This is a genomic window from Klebsiella sp. FDAARGOS_511 (assembly GCF_003812845.1).
GTDB lineage: Bacteria > Pseudomonadota > Gammaproteobacteria > Enterobacterales > Enterobacteriaceae > Klebsiella > Klebsiella grimontii.
Genome location: NZ_CP033824.1, coordinates 3,286,947 through 3,307,424 on the forward strand (window position 1 = coordinate 3,286,947; position 20,478 = coordinate 3,307,424).

Consider the following 20,478-nt stretch of genomic DNA (forward strand, 5'->3'; position numbering starts at 1 on the left):
TCCTCACGTACTCCGTGTACGCTCCGGTTTCTGTGCGCTGTCCGTGTTCAAACTGCCTGCGACAATAACGCCTGGTGGGATAGACTCTAAGTGTAGCGGCTGGCTTGCTGCCAGGAATCCTAATCTGGCTGCTGATTTATAACGTGTGGCGTGGTAGAAATGAAACACAGTTGTAAAAATCTGGTGGAACCCGATGCCCGAAACCGTCGCTGAACCGGCGCTCAATGGATTGCGCCTCAATCTGCGGATTGTCTCTGTCGTGATGTTTAACTTTGCCAGCTATCTGACCATTGGCCTGCCGCTGGCGGTATTGCCCGGCTACGTTCATGATGTGATGGGGTTTAGTGCCTTTTGGGCCGGGCTGGTGATTAGCCTCCAGTACTTCGCTACGCTGCTCAGCCGCCCGCACGCCGGGCGTTACGCCGACCAGCTGGGGCCAAAAAAGATCGTCATTTTCGGCCTGTGCGGCTGCTTTTTGAGCGGACTCGGCTATCTGCTGGCGGCGCTCTTCGGCGGTTTGCCCGTGGTTAGCCTGGCGCTGCTGTGCCTTGGGCGCATAATTCTCGGCATCGGGCAGAGCTTCGCGGGAACCGGCTCCACGCTGTGGGGCGTCGGGGTAGTCGGTTCGCTGCATATCGGGCGGGTTATCTCCTGGAACGGCATTGTCACTTACGGGGCGATGGCGATGGGTGCGCCGCTCGGCGTGCTCTGTTACTCGCTGATGGGCCTGCACGGGCTGGCGTTGACCATTATGGCGGTCGCGCTGGTGGCGGTGCTGTGCGCGTTGCCGCGGGCAGCGGTGAAAGCGGGCAAGGGCAAAGCGATGTCGTTTCGCGCGGTGCTGGGGCGCGTCTGGCTCTACGGCATGGCGCTGGCCCTGGCTTCGGCGGGGTTTGGCGTTATCGCCACCTTTATCACCCTGTTTTATGATGCTAAAGGCTGGGACGGTGCCGCCTTCGCCCTGACGCTGTTTAGCTGCGCCTTTGTCGGCACCCGGCTGTTGTTCCCCAACGGAATTAACCGCCTCGGCGGGCTGAACGTGGCGATGATCTGTTTTGTCGTCGAGATTATTGGGCTGCTGTTAGTAGGCCTGGCGGAGACGCCGCTGCTGGCGAAAGTCGGCACCTTCTTTGCCGGAGCCGGTTTTTCGCTGGTGTTCCCGGCGCTTGGCGTGGTGGCGGTGAAGGCCGTGCCGCAGCAGAACCAGGGGGCGGCGCTGGCAACCTATACGGTATTTATGGATCTCTCGCTGGGGATCACCGGTCCGCTTGCCGGGCTGCTGATGGCGTGGGCGGGCATTTCATCGATCTATCTGGCGACGGCGGGGCTGGTCGCGGCGGCGCTGCTGCTGGGATGGCGGTTAAAAAAACGGCCCCCGGTCGCTGAACCGGAGGCCGCGGCGTCAGGCCAGTAGTTACTGGATGACGAGGGTGTTGATAATGTTTTCCGCTTCGGTCTGCGCCTGCTGCTGATTATCCGCTGGCAGCGTGATCTGTAGCGTCAGCAGTTTGTCATCAACCTTACCGAGCAGGACGGAAGACCAGGCGGTCTGGCCCTTGGCGGAGATGATGCTGTCCAGCTGTTGCAGGGTGTGGCCTTTGATCTCAATGGATTTATTGCTCACCACCTGCAGCTGCGGGTCGCGGCTGCGCTGCTGCTCTTCCAGACGCTGGCTCATAACGGCCAGATCTTCATTGGTGCTGTCGCCAACAATCACGATCACCGCTTTCTGGCCGGTAGCGTCAGAATAGACGTGCATATTGTTGGCCTGGGTGCCCAGCTTGCCGCTCTGGTCGGTCATACCGGCTGGCAGGGAGAAGCTCAGTTTGCCATCCAGCAGACTAATAGGTTGCCCGCTGGCGTTGCTTTCCGCAGCCGCCCCGGCAGTCGGCGTTTTTGTATCGCTGTTATCACAGGCCGCAAGACCCACAACCAGCAGGCCAATACCGACATATTTAACCAAATTGCGCATTGACATCTTCCTTTCGATAAACGGCCACTAACGGCTCATTCGCTTATCTTATCACATCGTTTCACGAGTACTCTTAACCTGGCTGCAATGCGGATAAATCAGATTTATCTGCCAGCTTTTTCAGCAGCATATTCAACAACATGCCGTACATCGGCAGGAAGAATACGATGCTAATCAGCACCTTGAAGCAGTAGTCGACGATGGCGATTTCACCCCAGTGCGCCGCCATAAACGGATCCGGGCTGCGCCAGAAGGCGATAAAGAAGAAGGCCAGCGTATCGCTGACGTTACCGAAAAGAGTGGATGCCGTGGGCGCTAGCCACCAGCGGCGGTTCTGACGCAAGCGGTTGAAGACGTGGACGTCGAGGATCTGCCCCAGCGCGTAGGCCATAAAGCTGGCGGCGGCGATACGGGCGACAAACAGATTAAAGCTGGTTAATGCGGCAAAGCCCTGCCACTCGCCCATATAGAACAGCGCGGAAACCCCGTAGGAGATGAGCAGCGCCGGAATCATCACCGCGAGGATAATGCGTCGCGCCAGCGGAGCGCCGAAAATCCGCACCGTCAGGTCGGTGGCGAGGAAAATAAACGGAAAGCTGAACGCGCCCCAGGTGGTATGAAAACCAAAGATGGAGATCGGCAGCTGCACCAGATAGTTACTGGAAGTGATGACCAGCAGATGGAAAAGCGATAGCCAGATCAGCGCTTTTTTACGCTGTACGGTAGTAAACGGACTCATATTGTGACCTTTTTATGCCCGTTATTCTTCAAGCTGCAGATGCGTTAACTTTCCTCGCTCATCCCAGTCACTTACTGATGTAAGCTGCTGGAAATTCGCTGCGTCGTCGCCTTTCTGCAACTCGAATGATTTAGGGCCAGAGAGTTGGGGTGAGGGAACCCAATAAAAACGGCTGCATGATACTGCGTTGCGAGCGTATTGCAATGGTTGTTTTTCGCGCAAACGTTAACCTGGCTTGCGTACTGGCGAACTGGGGGTAAACTAGGGCCGTTTTGTTAATGTGAGATGAAAATGAGCGAACTTTTCTCCAGCCCTGATCATACGCTTGATGCGCAGGGGCTTCGTTGCCCGGAACCGGTGATGATGGTGCGTAAGACCGTGCGTACCATGCCGGTGGGCGAGACGCTGCTAATCGTGGCCGACGATCCGGCGACGACCCGCGATATTCCCGGTTTCTGCCGCTTTATGGAGCATGAACTGCTGGCGCAGGAAACCGAGGCGCTGCCGTACCGCTATTTGATCCGTAAAAGCCACTGATCCGCTTCAGGTTTCCCCGGATTGCGGCTGGCGCCTGATCCGGGCTACAACAAACCAGACCGCACTAACCTGTAGCCCGGGCCAGGCGCGTCAAGCGCCGTCCCGGGACTTGCCCTTATTTCTTACGTAACAGCCGCAGCGCGTTAGCGGTGACCAGCACCGTCGCCCCGGTATCCGCCAGCACCGCCAGCCACAGGCCGGTCAGTCCAAGCAGGGTGGTGACGAGGAAAATCCCCTTCAGACCCAGCGCGATAGCGATGTTCTGCCGGATATTGGCGTGGGTGGCGCGCGCTAGCGAAATCATTTGCGCCAGCCCGGTCAGGCGGTTATGGGTCAATGCCGCATCAGCGGTCTCCAGGGCGACGTCGGTGCCGCTGCCCATGGCGATGCCAATCGTCGCCGCTTTCATCGCCGGCGCATCGTTGATTCCGTCGCCGACCATGGCCAGCGGCGACTCGGCGTTTAGCGCGATCACTGCCTGTACTTTATCCGCAGGCAGCAGCCCGGCGCGGAACGCCAGCCCCAGTTCGCTGGCGATGGCCGCCGCCGCGCGCGGATTGTCGCCGGTCAGTATGACTCCCTGAACGCCTAACTGATGGAGTTCATCCACCGCCTGACGGGCATCGTCGCGCAGCGTATCGCGCAGCGCCAGAATCCCCAGCAGCGTCTCATCGCGCATCACCAGCACCACGGTTTGTCCGGCGCTCTCCAACTGTTGAATACGTTCATCGTACTGCGGATCGTTATTTTTCCCGGCGGCGCAAATCAGCACCTGACGACCTTCGACCTGCGCCTCAATGCCGGAGCCGGCCAGCGCGCGCTGGCCGCTGGCCAGCGGAATCACCAGCTGACGCTGCTCCGCCTCACGTACGACGGCCTGGGCTAACGGGTGGCTGGAGCCTTGCTCCACGGCGGCCGCCAGCGCCAGCAGATCGTTTTCGCCAATGTTCGCGGTCGCCATCACGGCGGTGACGCGCGGCTGGCCTATAGTCAAGGTGCCGGTTTTATCAAACGCCACCTGGCGCACGCGGCCCAGTTGCTCCAGCGCCGCGCCGCCTTTAATCAGCGCGCCGCGACGCGCCGCCACCGCCAGCCCTGAGGTAATCGCCGCCGGGGTGGAGATCACCAGCGCGCACGGACAGCCAATCAGCAGCAGCGTTAAACCTTTATAGATCCACGGCAGCCATGCGCCAGCAAACAGCAGCGGCGGAACAAGGGCTACCAGCAGCGCGACGACCATAATCGCCGGGGTATAGATGCGGCTGAAGCGATCGATAAAGCGCTCAATCGGCGCGCGGCGCTCCTCCGCTTCTTCAATCAGCTTAAGAATGCGATCGATGGCGCTGTCGCCCGGTTCGGAGAGCACCGTCAGCTGTACCAGACGATCGACGCTGGTGGCGCCGGCCGCTACGCGTTCCCCGGCGTTACGCTCCACCGGTACGGATTCACCGGTTAGCGCGCTCTCATCGAAGCTGGCGAAGGGCGAGAGCAACTGGCCATCGGCGGGCAGACGGCCCCCGGCGGCCACTTCAATCACGTCGCCGGGGCGCAGGTCGCGCTGGGCTACGGTTTCGCGTACGCCGTCTCGCACGCGGATTGCCGTGTCGGGTTTCAGCGCCATCAACGCGCTGACGCCTTGACGCGCGCGGCTGGCGGCCCAACCCTCAAGGCGTTCGCCGATTAAGAACAGCAGTAGCACCATCGCCGCTTCGGCGGTGGCGCCGATAAACAGCGCACCGATGGCGGCGACGCTCATCAGGGTTTCGATGGCGAACCAGCTTCCGCTTTTGATCAGGCGTATTGCTTGCCGGGCGACCGGCCACAGGCCGACAAGGGTGGTTGCGATGAAGGCGATTTCGCCCAGAGGAGGGTTAAACTGCTCCAGCCCCCAGCTGAGGGCCATCATTGCGACCAGGGTGATGAGCGGCAGATTCTCGCGCAGCCACGAGGTGGAGTCCTCTGTCCGGGGCGCGTTTTCATCCCGCAGCTGATAGCCCGCGGCGCGCACGGCGCTTTCGATCTGCGGACCAACGTCGCCCTCGGCGTTGACCAGCAGCTTTTCGGTGGCGAACAGCACCTGAACCTGGCTTACTCCCGGCACCTGGCGAACGGCGGTTTCAACCTTGCGGGCGCAGGCCGCGCAATCCATGCCTTCTACTAGCCAGCTAAAGCGAGCGTGACTGAACGCGTCGTTTTCAGCGGCGGTTTCGCTGCTGCAGGCGTGGTCCGCGCAGCAGCTTTCCGCAGGCTGTGCGGCAGGGGTAAATTTTAACGATGAGAATTGTGGGACTTTTTTATCCTGCGATTCTGGAGCCGACATAGGACCCTCCGGGTAATGATAATTTTCTCATTACCCAGAGGATACACTCTGGAGTCGACTCCAGAGTCAAGCGCTTAATTACAAATAGAGTGCGCGGACGATCAGGAAGTGCCCGGCGAAGTAAAACGCCGAGGAGATCGCGTTGTCAGCGCGGAAGCGGCGGCGATAATGGCTGATGAGCCAGACCGCGTTGCCGAGCAGCAGGAACGCGGCGCCAACGAAGCCGGAAAGCGCGGTGTCCGTCGGGCGAGCGAACCACAGCTCGCCAGCGAGCCAGACCATCACCAGCGTCATCGCGATAAAGGTAAACACCGGCATTCGCATCTCTTCCAGGCGCGTCCAGATGATGGCCAGCAGCAGCGCGCCGAGGATCAGCAGCACCAGCGGCAGCGGCCAGAAGAACGATAGCGTCAGCTGGCTGGCAAACCAGATGGTGTAGAGCAGATGGGAGAGAAAGAACGCCCCCACGGCGTACATCACCCGCTGCCGGGGCAGTAGGGTCAAGGCGTCGCCGACCAGCGAAGCGCAAAGCCCGGCCAGCACCAGATAGCTGATGGCGTTAAACATCGGCGCTTGCCAGGCCAGTAACAGAAGCAGGATCAGCGTGACGGGTTTAAATACCCAGCGACGCCAGGCTGGCCCACGATAGGACGCATCGACGTAAAGCCATGCGGAGAAACAGACAGCAATAAATGACCAAAGCATAGTAAGTCCCTGTATCTGTTATCATTAAGTAAGTGATTGTACTTACAGTACTGAATCTCAGTGTAGTGGTTTGCAGAGGAAGATGACAATGATAATCAAGCCACAGTATGCTTATTCCTGATAATTCCTGGGGGCAAGGTGAATGAGTAAGGTTCCGCTGTTTTTTATGGTTGCCGTTGCCATCATTGCGGTTGCCGCGTCGTATCGCTATGCGCAGCAGCGCCGCGAAAAAATGGAGAACGACGCCGCGCCGCTGTTGCAAAAACGGGTGGTGGTGAGCAATAAGCGGGAGAAGGTGATTAACGATCGCCGTTCGCGCCAGCAGACGGTGACGCCTGCCGGCAGCGAGATGCGTTATGAAGCCAGTTTCAGGCCGGAAAGCGGCGGGATGGAAATGGTTTTTCGTCTGCAGGCGCCGCAGTATCATGCGTTAAGCGTCGGCGATAAAGGCGTCCTGAGCTATAAAGGTTCGCGGTTTATGGGCTTTGCGCCAGATCCCTGAACCTTTTCCCGGCGTTACTTCTTCTTCAGGGTCGCCTTGAGTTTTTTCTGCCAGGCGACCAGTTCGAACACGCCGAAGATGAAAATACGGACCTGTTCGAAACGCCCCAGCGGCGGCATCTCTTTCGTCTGCGTCGCCTTGAGCAGCGTCAGCTGCAGGCCGTGCATCAGAATCATAAAGATTAGCGCCACGTTAACGAAGATATTCAGTGGCTTTGGGAACGGTTGAAACAGATTCAGCAATAAAAACGCCCACACGCACAGCATCAGCAAGCGGCCAAAATTAATCAGCATGGTTTTCTCCTTGGGCCTCACGTTGATAGAGACGGTAGGCGACCTGTCCGGCCACTTTTTCACGATAGACGTGCCAGTTCTCCGGCACCGGCGGTAAGCCGTTTTCGACTTCACTCTCGATGTAGATGAGCGCTTCATCGCTAAGCCAGCCGTTGTTTTCCAGCAGTTTCAGCGTCTCTTCAAGCAGCCCCTTACGAAACGGGGGATCGACAAACACAATATTGTGCGGCGCGCCCGCCTGAGCGAGAAACGCTAAAGTATTGGTGTTCACGACCTTAGCGTTGCTGGCTTTGAGGGTCGCCAGGTTTTTTTGCAGCTGCTGCGCGACGCCGCGCTCCATTTCCAGCAGCGTGGCGTTGGCCGCGTAGCGGGAGAGGGCTTCAAGGCCCAGCGCGCCGCTGCCGGCGAAGCAGTCGAGGCAGTTAGCGTCAACGATCGACGGCGCCAGCCAGTTAAATAGCGTTTCGCGTACCCGGTCGGTGGTCGGGCGCAGACCCGGGCTCTCCGGCACCGGTAATTTACGGCCCCGCCATTGCCCGCCGATAATACGGATCTGGCCGCTGCCTGCGTGGTTTGGTTTCTTCATCTCTTTGCTCTAGTCTCAACTTCCGGGCTGCTATTCTAACGATCGGCAGCGGTTGACGAAACCTTAATCCGGGGGCGGTGATGCGAGTTAAGTTAAGTGGTAGACTATCCGACTAATTTCATCATTTTTCAGCTTCCGCTGCCAACAGGCCGAAGCTGTGCCATGAATTAACAGCGAGGAGTGTAGTCGCAAATGGCGAAAGACAAAAAACGTGGCTTCTTTTCCTGGCTGGGCTTTGGCCAAAAAGAACAGGCGCAGGAAAGCGAAACAGAACAAAAAGTAGAAGCCCAGCAAGAGGTTGCAGAACCGTCTGCGGAAAGTGAAGCGCCTGTCGCTGCGCCGGAAACGGTCGACGCGCCTACGACGGAGAAACCGGACGCCGAAGCCTTTGCCGCCGAGGTGGTTGAGGTGACCGAGCAGGTCGTGGAGAGCGAACAACCGCAGGCGGTTGTCGAATCCCCGGTCGTTGAAGCAGTTGCGGAGCAGCCTGCGGTTGACGAAATTGTCGCTGAGCCGCTGATTGAAGAGGTCATTGCCGAGCCGGTAGCGGCTGAAGCCGTCGCTGAACAGACGCCGGAAGCGGTCATTACCGAACCGGAAACAGCAGTTATTGAAGAAACCGCCGTTGACCAGCCGGAACCAGACGAAACGGCAGAAGAGGCTGAGGCCGATATCACCGATGAAGAGCTGGAAGCGCAGGCTATGGCGGCGGCCGATGCGGCAGAAAACGCTAAGGAAGTGGTGCCGGACGAAACCGTCGTGACGCCGTTAGAGCAGGAAAAACCGACCAAAGAAGGTTTCTTCGCCCGCCTCAAACGCAGCCTGGTAAAAACTAAACAAAACCTCGGTTCCGGATTTATCAGTCTGTTCCGCGGTAAGAAAATCGACGATGATCTGTTTGAAGAGCTGGAAGAGCAGCTGCTGATTGCCGACGTCGGCGTGGAAACCACGCGTAAGATCATCACTAATCTGACCAACGACGCCAGCCGTAAGCAGCTGCGCGACGCCGAGGCGCTGTACGGTCTGCTGAAAGAAGAGATGGGCGATATTCTGGCGAAAGTGGATGAGCCGCTGAACGTTGAAGGCAAAACGCCGTTTGTGATTCTGATGGTCGGCGTCAACGGCGTCGGTAAAACCACCACCATCGGTAAGCTGGCGCGTCAGTTCGAGCAGCAGGGCAAGTCGGTGATGCTGGCGGCGGGCGATACTTTCCGCGCGGCGGCGGTAGAGCAGCTTCAGGTTTGGGGGCAACGTAACCATATTCCGGTGATTGCCCAGCATACCGGCGCGGACTCGGCATCGGTCATTTTCGATGCCATCCAGGCGGCGAAGGCGCGCAATATTGACGTCCTGATTGCCGATACTGCGGGCCGTCTGCAGAATAAATCGCACCTGATGGAAGAACTGAAGAAGATTGTCCGCGTCATGAAAAAACTCGATGTCGATGCGCCGCATGAAGTTATGCTGACCATTGACGCCAGCACCGGGCAGAACGCGATTAGCCAGGCCAAACTGTTCCACGAAGCGGTTGGACTGACCGGTATCACCTTGACTAAGCTGGATGGTACCGCCAAGGGCGGGGTTATCTTCTCGGTTGCCGATCAGTTCGGTATTCCGATTCGCTACATCGGTGTTGGCGAACGTATTGAAGATCTGCGTCCGTTTAATGCGGGCGACTTTATTGAGGCACTTTTTGCCCGAGAGGATTAAAAATGATTCGCTTTGAACAAGTCAGCAAAGCCTATCTCGGTGGGAGGCAAGCGCTGCAGGGGGTGACTTTCCACCTGCAGGCGGGCGAGATGGCGTTTCTGACCGGCCATTCCGGCGCGGGGAAAAGTACCCTGCTGAAGCTTATCTGCGGTATCGAACGGCCCAGCGCCGGCAAAATCCTCTTCGGCGGCCATGATATCAGCCGCCTGAAGAGCCGCGAGGTGCCGTTTTTGCGCCGTCAGATTGGCATGATTTTCCAGGACCATCATCTGCTGATGGACCGTACCGTTTACGATAATGTGGCGATCCCGCTGATTATCGCCGGCGCCAGCGGCGATGATATCCGTCGTCGCGTCTCGGCGGCGCTGGATAAAGTCGGGCTGCTGGACAAAGCGAAAAACCTGCCGATTCAGCTTTCAGGCGGTGAACAACAGCGCGTGGGCATCGCCCGCGCGGTGGTCAATAAACCCGCGGTCCTGCTGGCGGATGAACCGACCGGTAACCTCGATGAGGCGCTGTCGGAAGGGATCTTACGTCTGTTTGAAGAGTTTAACCGCGTTGGGGTGACGGTGCTGATGGCGACGCATGACCTGGGGCTTATATCCAGTCGTCCGTACCGCGTCCTGTCCCTCAGCGAGGGGCATATGCATGGAGGCCACATCGGTGAATAAGCGCGAGGCAATGAACCACATTCGCCGATTCGGCAATCGATTCGACCGTTTCCGCAATGCGGGCGGGGCGGGTGGTAGCGGCGGACGCAATGGGTCGAAGCGGCCAAAAGCCGCGCCGAATCCGGCTTCCCGTAAGAGCAACGTATTCAATGAGCAGGTGCGCTACGCCTGGCACGGCGCGGTACAGGATCTGAAAAGTACGCCGCTGGCGACGTTCCTGACGGTGATGGTGATCGCCATTTCGTTGACCTTGCCGAGCGTGTGCTACATGGTCTACAAAAACGTCAGCACCGCAGCGTCGCAGTATTACCCCACGCCGCAAATCACCGTTTATCTGGAAAAAACGCTGGATGACGATGCGGCTGCCCGGGTAGTCGGCCAGCTGCAGGCGGAGCAGGGCGTCGAGAAGGTTAACTATCTGTCGCGTGATGAAGCCCTTGGCGAATTCCGCAACTGGTCTGGCTTTGGCGGCGCGCTGGATATGCTGGAAGAGAACCCGCTGCCGGCGGTAGCGATCGTGGTGCCGAAGATTGATTTCCAGAGCGTTGAGGCGCTGAACACGCTGCGCGACCGCGTGAGCCACGTTCAGGGCGTTGATGAAGTGCGTATGGATGACAGCTGGTTTGCGCGCCTCTCGTCGCTCACCGGGCTGGTCGGACGCGTGTCGGCGATGATCGGCGTACTGATGGTGGCGGCGGTCTTCCTGGTGATCGGCAACAGCGTACGTCTGAGCATCTTCGCCCGTCGCGATACCATTAACGTGCAGAAACTGATTGGCGCGACCGACGGCTTCATTCTGCGTCCGTTCCTTTACGGCGGAGCGCTGCTGGGGTTCTCCGGCGCGTTTCTGTCGCTGATCTTGTCGGAAATTATGGTCATGCGCCTGTCGTCGGCGGTTACCGAAGTGGCGAAAGTCTTCGGCACGCAGTTTGAACTCAGCGGCTTAGGCTTTGACGAGTGCCTGCTGATGCTGATTGTTTGCTCGATGATTGGCTGGGTCGCCGCCTGGCTGGCAACCGTTCAACATTTACGTCACTTTACTCCCGAGTAGTAAAAATCTGGTATAATCTTTCCCTGCACTGAATATCTCTCTGCAGGGAAAGAGTCCCTGTCGACGCTTCCCTAAACTTCATGACCATGTCACATTTTGTGCGTAATCTATTCACATCATTGCATGGAACTTGTGGATAAAATCACTGTCTGATACTAATGTGAGTGATATTCTCGTTGCTCATCAATGCTGGCATGTTTGTTGCTCCGTTGTGAGGACAGAATGATGCCAGAAGATATCGATTGAGAGGATTTGAATGACCAAAGATATGCAAACTTTAGCCTTAGCCCCCGTTGGTAACCTGGAATCGTACATCCGGGCTGCTAACACTTGGCCGATGTTATCGGCTGATGAAGAGCGGGAGCTTGCTGAAAAGCTGCATTACCAGGGCGATCTGGAAGCAGCGAAAAAGCTGATCCTGTCTCACCTGCGCTTTGTTGTTCATATTGCTCGTAACTACTCGGGCTATGGCCTGCCGCAGGCGGATCTGATTCAGGAAGGCAACATTGGCCTGATGAAAGCCGTGCGCCGTTTTAACCCGGAAGTGGGCGTGCGTCTGGTTTCCTTCGCCGTGCACTGGATCAAAGCGGAAATTCATGAATACGTGCTGCGTAACTGGCGTATCGTGAAGGTCGCGACCACGAAAGCACAGCGTAAGTTGTTCTTTAACCTGCGTAAAACCAAGCAGCGTCTGGGCTGGTTTAATCAGGATGAAGTCGAAATGGTTGCCCGCGAGCTGGGCGTGTCGAGCAAAGACGTGCGTGAGATGGAGTCACGTATGGCGGCGCAGGACATGACCTTTGACATGTCTTCGGATGATGAGTCCGATAGCCAGCCGATGGCGCCGGTACTCTATCTGCAGGATAAAACGTCTAACTTTGCCGATGGCATCGAAGACGATAACTGGGAAGAGCAGGCGGCGAACAAGCTGACCGACGCGATGCAGGGTCTTGACGAACGTAGCCAGGACATCATCCGCGCCCGCTGGTTGGACGAAGACAACAAGTCCACGCTCCAGGAGCTGGCAGACCGCTACGGCGTGTCGGCTGAACGTGTGCGCCAGCTTGAAAAGAACGCCATGAAAAAACTGCGCGCCGCTATCGAAGCCTAATCTGAGCGCCAGCCCCCCGATAACGCCCCACATTACGTTGGGGCGTTTTGTTTTTCTGCCTCCGCCAGCGCCTGTGGGCAGTGCATTTTCAGACACTCAAGCAGGATGTTGAACGCCGGCTCCATCTGCGTTTCCGGCTGCGAAGCAAAGCCCATCAACAGCCCTTTCTTGCGTTGCGTTGTCAGGTAATAGCGTGACAGCGGACGCACTAAGATATTGCGCGCGTTGGCGTCGCGGGCAATCGCCACGTCATCCGCCTCATCCGGCAAATTCAGTATTAGATGTAGTCCGGCATTATCGCTGAAGTCCGACAGCGCGTGCGGCCCGCAGTGCCGCTGAATCAGCTCGGTCAAAAAGACGCGGCGGCGGCTGTAGAGCAGGCGCATGCGGCGAATATGCGCCGAGTAATGACCGGCGTTGATAAATTCCGCCAGCGCCAGCTGGATAAGCGAATGGCCGCCGCGATAGAGCTCGGCATGGGCGTTTTTGAGTTCAGCCGCCAACGGTCGAGGCAGCACGACATAGCCAAGCCGCAGTCCAGGGTAGAGCGTTTTACTGAACGTACCGACGTAGACCACCGGCGCTTCGGGGACTAAACCCTGTAGCGCCGGGATCGGCTGGCCGGAAAAGCGAAACTCGCTGTCGTAATCATCTTCCACAATCCAGCTGTCGTGCTGATGGGCTAGCGTAAGCAGGCGCTGTCGGCGCTCAAGGCTCATTACCGCGCCGAGGGGATACTGATGGGATGGCGTAACGAAGATCAGCCGCGGGGCTTCGGCTATGCTTTCGGGCGGGCACAGGCCGCTGGCATCAACCACCACGGGCTCGGCCCGCACTTCATTCATCGCCAGCACATGGCGAATGCCCCAGTAGGACGGTTCCTCCACCCAGGCGAGATCGCCGCGGTCGCACAGCATGCGGGTAATCAGGTCGATCGCCTGGTGGATCCCTTCGGTGATAAGAATTTGATCTGCCTGACACTGAACGCCGCGCGCTACTCTCAGATAGTCCACCAATGCGTGCTGTAGCTCGGCCGTTCCGCCGTTACAGCTGTAGCTGAGCTGTTCCGGTTTTGGACGGCGGCTGATACGCGCCTGGATTTTACTGAACAGCGGATGGGGAAACGCGTTGACGTCCGGTACGCCGGGGATAAACGCCCCCCACTGACGCGGGCTGGCGCTGACCTGTCCCAGCAGATGCTGGCCGCGCCTGGAGATAGGCGCGCTGGCTGCGGGCGCCGGGCTGCTTTCACTGGCGCTGCTGGCGGGAAGGAACATATCGGGCAGCGTTTTCGCGACGAATGTTCCGCTGCCGCGGCGGGATACGACGTACCCCTCGGCCAGTAATTGTTCGTAAACTGTTAAAATTGTGTTGCGAGACATTCTCAGCTCCCCCGCCAGATCCCGCGATGGCGGTAGGCGGCTATGGGGCGGCAGAGAACCATCCAGAATGGCGTGGCGAATCGCCTTGTAAAGGCGCTTGTGCAGGAGCGGATCGGTTTCTTTCTGCAATCTGACCAGCACCATGTCTGCGATGAGCGAACGCAATTGGATCCCTCAGATAATCTTAATTGGTACTCGATTATAGGGCCAAATCCTGTGTAAATAAACGACATAGTTTCGGATTTGTTGCGATAACGTGACACACATGACAGGAGATTCCCGGTGAAAAGTTCAGAACTGAATCAGCGTCGCCAGCAGGCGACTCCGCGCGGTGTAGGGGTAATGTGCAGCTACTTTGTTGAGAAAGCAGAGAACGCTACGCTGTGGGATATTGAAGGGAATGAGGTGATTGATTTCGCCGCCGGCATTGCGGTGCTGAATACCGGCCATCGGCACCCTAAAATCATTGCCGCCGTTGAACAGCAGCTACAGGCCTTTACCCATACTGCTTATCAGATTGTCCCGTACGAAAGCTACGTCACGCTGGCCGAGCGGATTAACGAGCTGGCGCCGATTGACGGTCAGGCAAAAACGGCGTTCTTTACCACCGGGGCGGAAGCGGTTGAAAACGCGGTGAAAATTGCGCGCGCTTATACTGGTCGTCCGGGTCTGATTACCTTCGGCGGCGGATTCCACGGCCGTACTTTCATGACCATGGCGCTGACCGGCAAAGTGGCGCCTTATAAGATTGGTTTCGGCCCGTTCCCGGGCTCGGTTTATCACGCCGTCTACCCTAATGCTGCCCATAGCATTACCACCGCTGACGCGATGAAAAGCCTGGATCGTATTTTTAAAGCCGATATCGCGGCCGACCAGGTGGCGGCGATTGTTCTGGAGCCGATTCAGGGCGAAGGCGGCTTTAACGTCGCCCCGCCTGAGTTTATGCAGGCGCTGCGCGCGCTGTGCGATACCCACGGCATTCTGCTGATTGCCGATGAAGTACAAACCGGCTTTGCACGCACCGGCAAGCTGTTTGCGATGCAGCACTATGATGTGAAACCTGACCTGATGACGATGGCTAAAAGTCTGGCCGGCGGTTTCCCGCTCTCCGGCGTGGTCGGTCGCGCCGAGGTGATGGATGCACCTGCGCCGGGCGGCCTGGGCGGTACCTATGCCGGTAACCCACTGGCGGTCGCGGCTGCGCATGCGGTGCTGGACGTGATTGAAGAAGAGCAGCTGTGCCAGCGCGCTGAGCGCTTAGGCAGTCATCTGAAAGAGGTGCTGAATCAGGCACGTCAAAGCTGCCCGGCCATTGCGGACGTACGCGGCCAGGGGTCGATGGTGGCGGTGGAGTTTAACGATCCGCAAACCGGCGAGCCGTCGCCGGAGATCACTCGTCAAATCCAGCAAAAAGCCCAAGAGAACGGACTGCTGCTGCTAAGCTGCGGCGTCTACGGCAACGTCATTCGCTTCCTCTATCCGTTAACGATTCCGGATGCGCAGTTTACGAAGGCGCTGGATATTTTGGCCCGCGTGCTGAAGGGCTAGTCAGTCTTACATCCATCTGCGGCGGTAGGGAAGCCCAACAGAAACAGGAAGCCGCAGTCTGGTTATTCATGCTCAGCGTGAGTGGTATTTCACCCTGATATCACCTTTTTTCCGGCAGCGCATGTTGCCGGAATAAAACGGAAAATATTATGTCTGACAACTCCACCTTTTCTTCGGTTCTGACGAGCCGGGAACGTACCGCTGTACCTGCAAAATCCCTCAGTTTCATCGAAGGCGTGTCGATGATCGTCGGCACCAATATCGGTGCTGGGGTGCTATCCATCGCCTATGCCTCCAGCAAAGCGGGCTTTCTGCCGCTGCTGTTTTGGCTCGTTGTTGTCGGTAGCCTGACGACTATTACCATGCTCTATGTCGCAGAGTCGACGCTGCGTACCCGCAAGCATTTACAGCTCAGCGGCCTGTCGCAGCGCTATGTTGGCCGCTTCGGGGCATTGATGATGTTCCTCTCCGTTTGCGTCAACAGCGTCGGCGCGCTGACGGCTTATATGACCGGCAGCGGTAAACTCCTGCATTCGTTATTCGGCATCTCGCCTGCCCTGGGCAGCGCACTGTTTTTTATTCCGGCGGCCGGGGTGCTTTATCTTGGCCTGAAGGCGATTGGCCGGGGTGAGAAATTCATCAGTATCGGCATGGTCGTTATGATAACCATTTTGGTTGCCGCGACGTTGCTGAAAGAAACCGCGAGCGTGAGTTATTTACTTGAAGGTAACTGGCTGTATATGGTGCCAGTGTTTAATGTGGTCGCGTTCTGCTTCTCCGCGCAGTATATCGTGCCGGAAATGGCGCGCGGTTTCGCCGATAAACCGGAGAAACTGCCGAAGGCCATTATGGTGGGGATGGTGTTAACCTTTTGCCTGCTGGCCCTGGTCCCGCTCTCGGTGATTGCATTAAGCGGGCTGGATAATATTTCTGATGTGGCGACCATTTCATGGGGAAGGGCGCTCGGCGAGTGGGCCTTCTTCTCGGCAAACCTCTTTGCGCTCTGCGCGATGCTGACCTCCTATTGGGGACTGGGTGGAAGCTTCCTGACCAATATCTTCGATCAGTTTCGCTTGGGCAACGACGAGCAGCCGTTCAAACGCTTTAAGGTGCTGCTCGTGGTCGCCGTGCCGCCTTTTATTCTGGCCTACAGCGGGATGGTGTCTTTCGTGAACGCGCTCTATTTTGCCGGGGTATTTAGCGGGGTGATTTTGTCCATCATGCCGATCCTGATCCTGAAAGGTTCACGGCGGCAGGGGGATATCACTCCCGGTTGGACCTGCCCGGCGCTGATAACGCACCCATTCATCCAGATCTTCATCGTATTGCTCTATCTTTGCAGCGCCGTCTACGCCATCGCTTCTGCCTTTGGCTATCTGCCCGCGGGCTGGTAGTCGCGTTGCTCATGCCACCGCGTTCGGTTTATTCCGGCGCGGGTTTTTATTTGTCACTTATCTGTTACATACTCCGCAATTTTATCGTTTCCAATTCTCCTGAATGACGGTATGTTTAGCATAGTGTGCTGCAAAAGCGCAGGCAGCAGACCCTAATCTAACTATCATATGCTTTTCTTATGTGTCTAATTAGAATAATGCGCTAACAAACAACATCACAACAAATGCAAAAACCATAATAATGGGGAGCCTCAGGATGAATATGAAGGGTAAAGCGTTACTGGCAGGATGTATTGCCTTAATCATGAGCGGTACGGCAATGGCCGAAGATATCAAAGTCGCCGTCGTTGGCGCGATGTCCGGTCCGGTAGCGCAGTACGGCGATCAGGAATTTACTGGCGCTGAGCAGGCCATTGCCGATATCAACGCCAAAGGCGGCATCAAAGGTAATAAGCTGCAGATGGTAAAATACGACGACGCCTGTGACCCGAAACAAGCGGTTGCCGTCGCTAACAAAGTGATTAACGACGGTATCAAATACGTTATCGGCCACCTGTGCTCTTCTTCCACCCAGCCGGCGTCTGATATCTATGAAGATGAAGGCGTGCTAATGATCACCCCGGCAGCAACCGCGCCGGAGCTGACGGCTCGCGGCTATCACCTGATTCTGCGCACTACCGGTCTGGACTCCGATCAGGGGCCAACCGCCGCCAAATTTATTCTGGAAAAAGTGAAGCCGCAGCGCATCGCGATTGTCCACGACAAGCAGCAGTACGGCGAAGGTCTGGCCCGCGCGGTGCAGGACAACCTGAAGAAGGGCGGCGCCAACGTGGTGTTCTTTGACGGCATTACCGCCGGTGAGAAAGACTTCTCAACCCTGGTGGCGCGTCTGAAGAAAGAGAACATCGACTTCGTCTACTACGGCGGCTACCACCCGGAGATGGGGCAGATCCTGCGTCAGTCTCGCGCCGCTGGCCTGAAAACGCAGTTTATGGGACCGGAAGGGGTAGCGAACGTGTCCCTGTCTAATATCGCGGGCGCTTCTGCGGAAGGTATGCTGGTGACCAAGCCGAAAAACTACGACCAGGTTCCGGCTAACAAACCCATCGTAGATGCGATCAAAGCGAAGAAACAGGATCCAAGCGGCGCGTTCGTGTGGACCACCTATGCCGCGCTGCAGTCGCTGGAAGCAGGTCTGAATCAGTCTGACGATCCGGCAGAAATCGCCAAATATCTGAAAGGGGCAACGGTTGAGACCGTGATGGGGCCGCTCACCTGGAACGAGAAGGGCGATCTGAAGGGCTTCGAGTTCGGCGTGTTTACCTGGCATGCTAATGGTACGGCGACCGACGCCAAATAATTTAACCTGCGCCTTTCACGCCGCAGATGCGTTGTCTGCGCCCCTCAACCCCGGTCACTTACTGATGTAAGCTCCCGGGGATTTCGGGTCTTGACGCCTTTCTGCAACGCGAAATGCTGGGTTAAATGAAAGGGTCTTTCACGCCGCAGATGCGTTGTCTGCGCCCCTCAACCCCGGTCACTTACTGATGTAAGCTCCCGGGGATTTCGGGTCTTGACGCCTTCCTGCAACGCGAAATGCTGGGTTAAATGAAAGGGTCTTTCACGCCGCAGATGCGTTGTCTGCGCCCCTCAACCCCGGTCACTTACTGATGTAAGCTCCCGGGGATTTCGGGTCTTGACGCCTTTCTGCAACGCGAAATGCTGGGTTAAATCCGTTGATCCTTTCCTCTTCGCATAGGCGAGGATAAACGTAAAAGCAAAAAGGCAACGTAAGTTGCCTTTTTAGTCGGTAGCCCGGGTAAGGCGTTACGCCGCAACCCGGGGAATGCGCCGGGGTTGATGCATTGGTGCGGTTTCTTCCCGGGTCACGCTGTGCTTACCCGGGTTACAGTCTGGTGCGGTCTGGTTTTTTGGAGCCCGGATAAGGCGTTCAGCCGCAATCCGGGAATGTTCGGCCTTCTTTCGCCGATTTATTGCTTTTTTACCCAACCGCCGGTTTGCGCGTTAAAGCCCAGCGCCTGCATAAACGCCGCCATCACGCCGCGGTCTTCCACGTCGGCATCCGCGATGCGCCAGCTGCCGATCTCTGGATTATCCCTTAGCACCTCTTCCACTAAATATTGTCCGACGCCGCGACGGCGGGTCACTTCACGCACGCACAGCGCGCCGAGCTCGCCCTCAACGCCGTTCAGCGTTACGCGAACCGCTGCCAGCAGGCGCTCATTAAAGCGGGCGGCATAAATACGATGGTTCTCATCCAGCGCCAGCGCCGCGAGATCCTGCGACGGCCAGATTTTACCTAAGTCGATGCGATCCTGATCGCTGAAGTGCTGTAAACGAATAATGGTCAGTTTCATACGCGAGGGTCCAGTCAAAACAGAGTCGTTAGTGTATCCAAATTCCCTGCCAGGCGGAGCGCCGTTTTTTGCCTGTTCATCAGGGGATTCGTTTTCCTGGAAGGTGCTGGGTAGAGCAATTCATCATGGATCGAAAAATAAGCAGAATTTTAACCTGATATGTAGCGTTTTATTCCGCCTTATGTATCGTTATTTTATGCTGTTTACTGGACTTTTTTTGTTTATCTTCCGGTAAATACAGAATATTATCTTTGCTTAATCGCCTGAAAAATAGAGATTTTACTCTGTATTCAGGCAAAAAACCTCGCTAAACCATTAAAGATAATGGTAAAAGTAGCGTTGTTTAATAAAAGTACAGAATGCTTTTTAACCATAAAAATACAAAATATTTACACCACATCACGAACGGGGTTCTGCAGCATGAAAAGGAACGCGAAAACGGTTATCGCGGGGTTAGTCGCACTGGCGATGTCCCAGGCGGCTTTTGCCAAAGATATTAAGGTCGCCGTTGTTGGCGCGATGTCTGGCCCGGTAGCCCAGTGGGGCGATATGGAATTCAATGGCGCACGCCAGGCGATCAAAGATATTAACGCCCAGGGCGGCATCAAGGGCGATAAGCTGGTTGCCGTGGAGTACGATGACGCCTGCGACCCGAAACAGGCCGTTGCGGTGGCGAACAAAATCGTCAATGACGGCATTCAGTACGTTATCGGCCACCTGTGCTCTTCTTCCACTCAGCCGGCATCCGATATCTATGAAGATGAAGGCATTCTGATGATCTCCCCGGGAGCGACCAATCCGGAGCTGACACAGCGCGGCTATCAATACATCATGCGTACCGCCGGTCTGGACTCTTCGCAGGGGCCGACCGCCGCAAAATACATCATGGAAAACGTCAAACCGCAGCGTATTGCTATCATTCATGATAAGCAGCAGTACGGCGAAGGTCTGGCGCGTTCTGTCCAGGAAAGCCTGAAAAAAGGCGGCGCGAATATCGTCTTCTTCGACGGCATTACCGCCGGTGAAAAAGACTTCTCCGCGCTGCTGGCGCGTCTGAAAAAAGAGAATATTGACTTCGTTTACTACGGCGGCTACTACCCGGAAATGGGCCAGATGCTGCGCCAGGCGCGCTCCGTGGGCCTGAAAACCGTGTTTATGGGCCCGGAAGGCGTGGGTAACGCGTCGCTGTCCAACATCGCGGGCGATGCGGCGGAAGGCATGCTGGTCACGATGCCGAAACGCTATGACCAGGACCCGGCCAACAGCGCTATCGTTGACGCGCTCAAAGCAGAGAAGAAAGACCCGAGCGGTCCGTATGTCTGGATCACCTACGCCGCCGTGCAGTCTCTGGCGCAGGCGATGGACCGGGCCGGAAGCCAGGCGCCGCTGGATTTAATCAAAGATCTGAAAGCTCACGGCGCGAAAACCGTGATTGGGCCGCTGAATTGGGACGAAAAAGGCGATTTGAAGGGATTTGAGTTTGGTGTCTTCCAGTGGCACGCGGACGGGTCATCCACCCTCGCGAAATAAGCCATAAGACAAGTTATCCCACCGCCCGCGCAAAGCGGGCGGGTAGAAA

General features: G+C 57.1%; 19 protein-coding genes. 11 read left to right on the plus strand and 8 right to left on the minus strand.

Annotated features, from left to right (window positions below):
* The first annotated feature begins 193 nt into the window (after positions 1–193).
* Complete coding sequence (locus EGY08_RS16705) at positions 194–1,414, plus strand: MFS transporter (protein ID WP_049112333.1); 1,221 nt, start codon at positions 194–196, stop codon at positions 1,412–1,414.
* On the opposite strand, the gene EGY08_RS16710 is transcribed toward EGY08_RS16705, so the two are convergent.
* Together EGY08_RS16710 and EGY08_RS16715 are read right to left on the minus strand one after the other, a co-directional pair.
* Positions 1,415–1,972: a DcrB family lipoprotein gene (locus EGY08_RS16710; RefSeq protein WP_004126200.1), complete on the minus strand. Its 558-nt coding sequence runs from the start codon at positions 1,970–1,972 to the stop codon at positions 1,415–1,417.
* A gap of 73 nt (positions 1,973–2,045) precedes the next feature.
* Positions 2,046–2,711, minus strand: coding sequence for a 7-cyano-7-deazaguanine/7-aminomethyl-7-deazaguanine transporter (locus EGY08_RS16715; RefSeq protein WP_004126198.1), 666 nt, complete (start codon positions 2,709–2,711; stop codon positions 2,046–2,048).
* 291 nt (positions 2,712–3,002) lie between these two features.
* Here EGY08_RS16715 and tusA point away from each other — a divergent pair, with 291 nt between their 5' ends.
* A complete protein-coding gene (gene tusA / locus EGY08_RS16720; protein ID WP_004106582.1) occupies positions 3,003–3,248 on the plus strand; it encodes a sulfurtransferase TusA in 246 nt (81 codons plus the stop codon).
* A 115-nt stretch (positions 3,249–3,363) separates the two neighbouring features.
* Here tusA and zntA read toward each other — a convergent pair whose 3' ends face one another.
* Positions 3,364–5,568 (minus strand): Zn(II)/Cd(II)/Pb(II) translocating P-type ATPase ZntA, encoded by a 2,205-nt coding sequence (zntA, locus tag EGY08_RS16725; RefSeq protein ID WP_049122719.1) that lies wholly within the window; start codon positions 5,566–5,568, stop codon positions 3,364–3,366.
* A gap of 78 nt (positions 5,569–5,646) precedes the next feature.
* Entirely contained in the window at positions 5,647–6,273 is a 627-nt protein-coding gene (locus EGY08_RS16730) for a lysoplasmalogenase (RefSeq protein WP_004126194.1), read from the minus strand.
* 142 nt (positions 6,274–6,415) lie between these two features.
* Between EGY08_RS16730 and EGY08_RS16735 the strand changes: the two genes are divergently transcribed.
* A complete protein-coding gene (locus EGY08_RS16735; protein WP_004126192.1) occupies positions 6,416–6,775 on the plus strand; it encodes a DUF2500 domain-containing protein in 360 nt (119 codons plus the stop codon).
* 14 nt (positions 6,776–6,789) lie between these two features.
* Here EGY08_RS16735 and EGY08_RS16740 read toward each other — a convergent pair whose 3' ends face one another.
* The gene (locus tag EGY08_RS16740) at positions 6,790–7,068 is read right to left on the minus strand and encodes a DUF1145 family protein (protein ID WP_004126191.1); all 279 of its coding nucleotides are present in this window, start codon (positions 7,066–7,068) and stop codon (positions 6,790–6,792) included.
* Positions 7,058–7,654, minus strand: coding sequence for a 16S rRNA (guanine(966)-N(2))-methyltransferase (gene rsmD, locus EGY08_RS16745; RefSeq protein ID WP_004126189.1), 597 nt, complete (start codon positions 7,652–7,654; stop codon positions 7,058–7,060). The genes EGY08_RS16740 and rsmD overlap by 11 nt, the downstream gene beginning before the upstream one ends.
* 192 nt (positions 7,655–7,846) lie before the next feature.
* Here rsmD and ftsY point away from each other — a divergent pair, with 192 nt between their 5' ends.
* From ftsY to rpoH, 4 genes are all read left to right on the plus strand, one after another.
* Positions 7,847–9,364 carry a signal recognition particle-docking protein FtsY gene (gene ftsY / locus EGY08_RS16750; RefSeq protein ID WP_123828694.1) on the plus strand — a complete coding sequence of 506 codons (1,518 nt, stop codon included), beginning with the start codon at positions 7,847–7,849 and terminating at the stop codon, positions 9,362–9,364.
* Positions 9,365–9,366: 2 nt separating this feature from the next.
* Positions 9,367–10,035 (plus strand): cell division ATP-binding protein FtsE, encoded by a 669-nt coding sequence (ftsE, locus tag EGY08_RS16755; protein ID WP_004106557.1) that lies wholly within the window; start codon positions 9,367–9,369, stop codon positions 10,033–10,035.
* Entirely contained in the window at positions 10,028–11,086 is a 1,059-nt protein-coding gene (gene ftsX / locus EGY08_RS16760) for a permease-like cell division protein FtsX (protein ID WP_032742212.1), read from the plus strand. Before ftsE ends, ftsX begins: the two co-directional genes overlap by 8 nt.
* 256 nt (positions 11,087–11,342) lie before the next feature.
* On the plus strand, positions 11,343–12,197 hold the full coding sequence (gene rpoH / locus EGY08_RS16765; RefSeq protein ID WP_004106554.1) for an RNA polymerase sigma factor RpoH: 855 nt from the start codon (positions 11,343–11,345) through the stop codon (positions 12,195–12,197).
* 32 nt (positions 12,198–12,229) lie between these two features.
* On the opposite strand, the gene EGY08_RS16770 is transcribed toward rpoH, so the two are convergent.
* The gene (locus tag EGY08_RS16770) at positions 12,230–13,744 is read right to left on the minus strand and encodes a PLP-dependent aminotransferase family protein (RefSeq protein ID WP_049112323.1); all 1,515 of its coding nucleotides are present in this window, start codon (positions 13,742–13,744) and stop codon (positions 12,230–12,232) included.
* Positions 13,745–13,861: 117 nt separating this feature from the next.
* On the opposite strand from EGY08_RS16770, the gene EGY08_RS16775 reads away from it, so the two are divergent.
* The 3 genes from EGY08_RS16775 (at position 13,862) to EGY08_RS16785 (ending at position 17,881) form a co-directional block, all read left to right on the plus strand.
* Positions 13,862–15,127: a 4-aminobutyrate--2-oxoglutarate transaminase gene (locus tag EGY08_RS16775; RefSeq protein ID WP_123828695.1), complete on the plus strand. Its 1,266-nt coding sequence runs from the start codon at positions 13,862–13,864 to the stop codon at positions 15,125–15,127.
* Positions 15,128–15,276: 149 nt separating this feature from the next.
* Positions 15,277–16,521: an aromatic amino acid transport family protein gene (locus tag EGY08_RS16780; RefSeq protein ID WP_004126177.1), complete on the plus strand. Its 1,245-nt coding sequence runs from the start codon at positions 15,277–15,279 to the stop codon at positions 16,519–16,521.
* Between the two features lie 256 nt (positions 16,522–16,777).
* Complete coding sequence (locus tag EGY08_RS16785) at positions 16,778–17,881, plus strand: branched-chain amino acid ABC transporter substrate-binding protein (protein ID WP_123828696.1); 1,104 nt, start codon at positions 16,778–16,780, stop codon at positions 17,879–17,881.
* Between the two features lie 631 nt (positions 17,882–18,512).
* Here EGY08_RS16785 and panM read toward each other — a convergent pair.
* Positions 18,513–18,899: an aspartate 1-decarboxylase autocleavage activator PanM gene (gene panM / locus EGY08_RS16790; RefSeq protein ID WP_004126174.1), complete on the minus strand. Its 387-nt coding sequence runs from the start codon at positions 18,897–18,899 to the stop codon at positions 18,513–18,515.
* Positions 18,900–19,319: 420 nt separating this feature from the next.
* On the opposite strand from panM, the gene livK reads away from it, so the two are divergent.
* Positions 19,320–20,429, plus strand: coding sequence for a high-affinity branched-chain amino acid ABC transporter substrate-binding protein LivK (gene livK, locus EGY08_RS16800; RefSeq protein WP_004126171.1), 1,110 nt, complete (start codon positions 19,320–19,322; stop codon positions 20,427–20,429).
* Positions 20,430–20,478 lie beyond the last annotated feature (49 nt).

Coding starts and splice junctions, on each gene's coding strand:
- zntA (WP_049122719.1), bottom strand. CDS start 5,568: ATGTCGGCTCCAGAATCGCAGGATAAAAAAGTCCCACAATTCTCATCG.
- ftsE (WP_004106557.1), top strand. CDS start 9,367: ATGATTCGCTTTGAACAAGTCAGCAAAGCCTATCTCGGTGGGAGGCAA.
- EGY08_RS16715 (WP_004126198.1), bottom strand. CDS start 2,711: ATGAGTCCGTTTACTACCGTACAGCGTAAAAAAGCGCTGATCTGGCTA.
- ftsY (WP_123828694.1), top strand. CDS start 7,847: ATGGCGAAAGACAAAAAACGTGGCTTCTTTTCCTGGCTGGGCTTTGGC.
- tusA (WP_004106582.1), top strand. CDS start 3,003: ATGAGCGAACTTTTCTCCAGCCCTGATCATACGCTTGATGCGCAGGGG.
- rpoH (WP_004106554.1), top strand. CDS start 11,343: ATGACCAAAGATATGCAAACTTTAGCCTTAGCCCCCGTTGGTAACCTG.
- EGY08_RS16705 (WP_049112333.1), top strand. CDS start 194: ATGCCCGAAACCGTCGCTGAACCGGCGCTCAATGGATTGCGCCTCAAT.
- EGY08_RS16730 (WP_004126194.1), bottom strand. CDS start 6,273: ATGCTTTGGTCATTTATTGCTGTCTGTTTCTCCGCATGGCTTTACGTC.
- rsmD (WP_004126189.1), bottom strand. CDS start 7,654: ATGAAGAAACCAAACCACGCAGGCAGCGGCCAGATCCGTATTATCGGC.
- EGY08_RS16740 (WP_004126191.1), bottom strand. CDS start 7,068: ATGCTGATTAATTTTGGCCGCTTGCTGATGCTGTGCGTGTGGGCGTTT.
- livK (WP_004126171.1), top strand. CDS start 19,320: ATGAAAAGGAACGCGAAAACGGTTATCGCGGGGTTAGTCGCACTGGCG.
- EGY08_RS16710 (WP_004126200.1), bottom strand. CDS start 1,972: ATGCGCAATTTGGTTAAATATGTCGGTATTGGCCTGCTGGTTGTGGGT.
- panM (WP_004126174.1), bottom strand. CDS start 18,899: ATGAAACTGACCATTATTCGTTTACAGCACTTCAGCGATCAGGATCGC.
- EGY08_RS16785 (WP_123828696.1), top strand. CDS start 16,778: ATGAATATGAAGGGTAAAGCGTTACTGGCAGGATGTATTGCCTTAATC.
- EGY08_RS16780 (WP_004126177.1), top strand. CDS start 15,277: ATGTCTGACAACTCCACCTTTTCTTCGGTTCTGACGAGCCGGGAACGT.
- EGY08_RS16735 (WP_004126192.1), top strand. CDS start 6,416: ATGAGTAAGGTTCCGCTGTTTTTTATGGTTGCCGTTGCCATCATTGCG.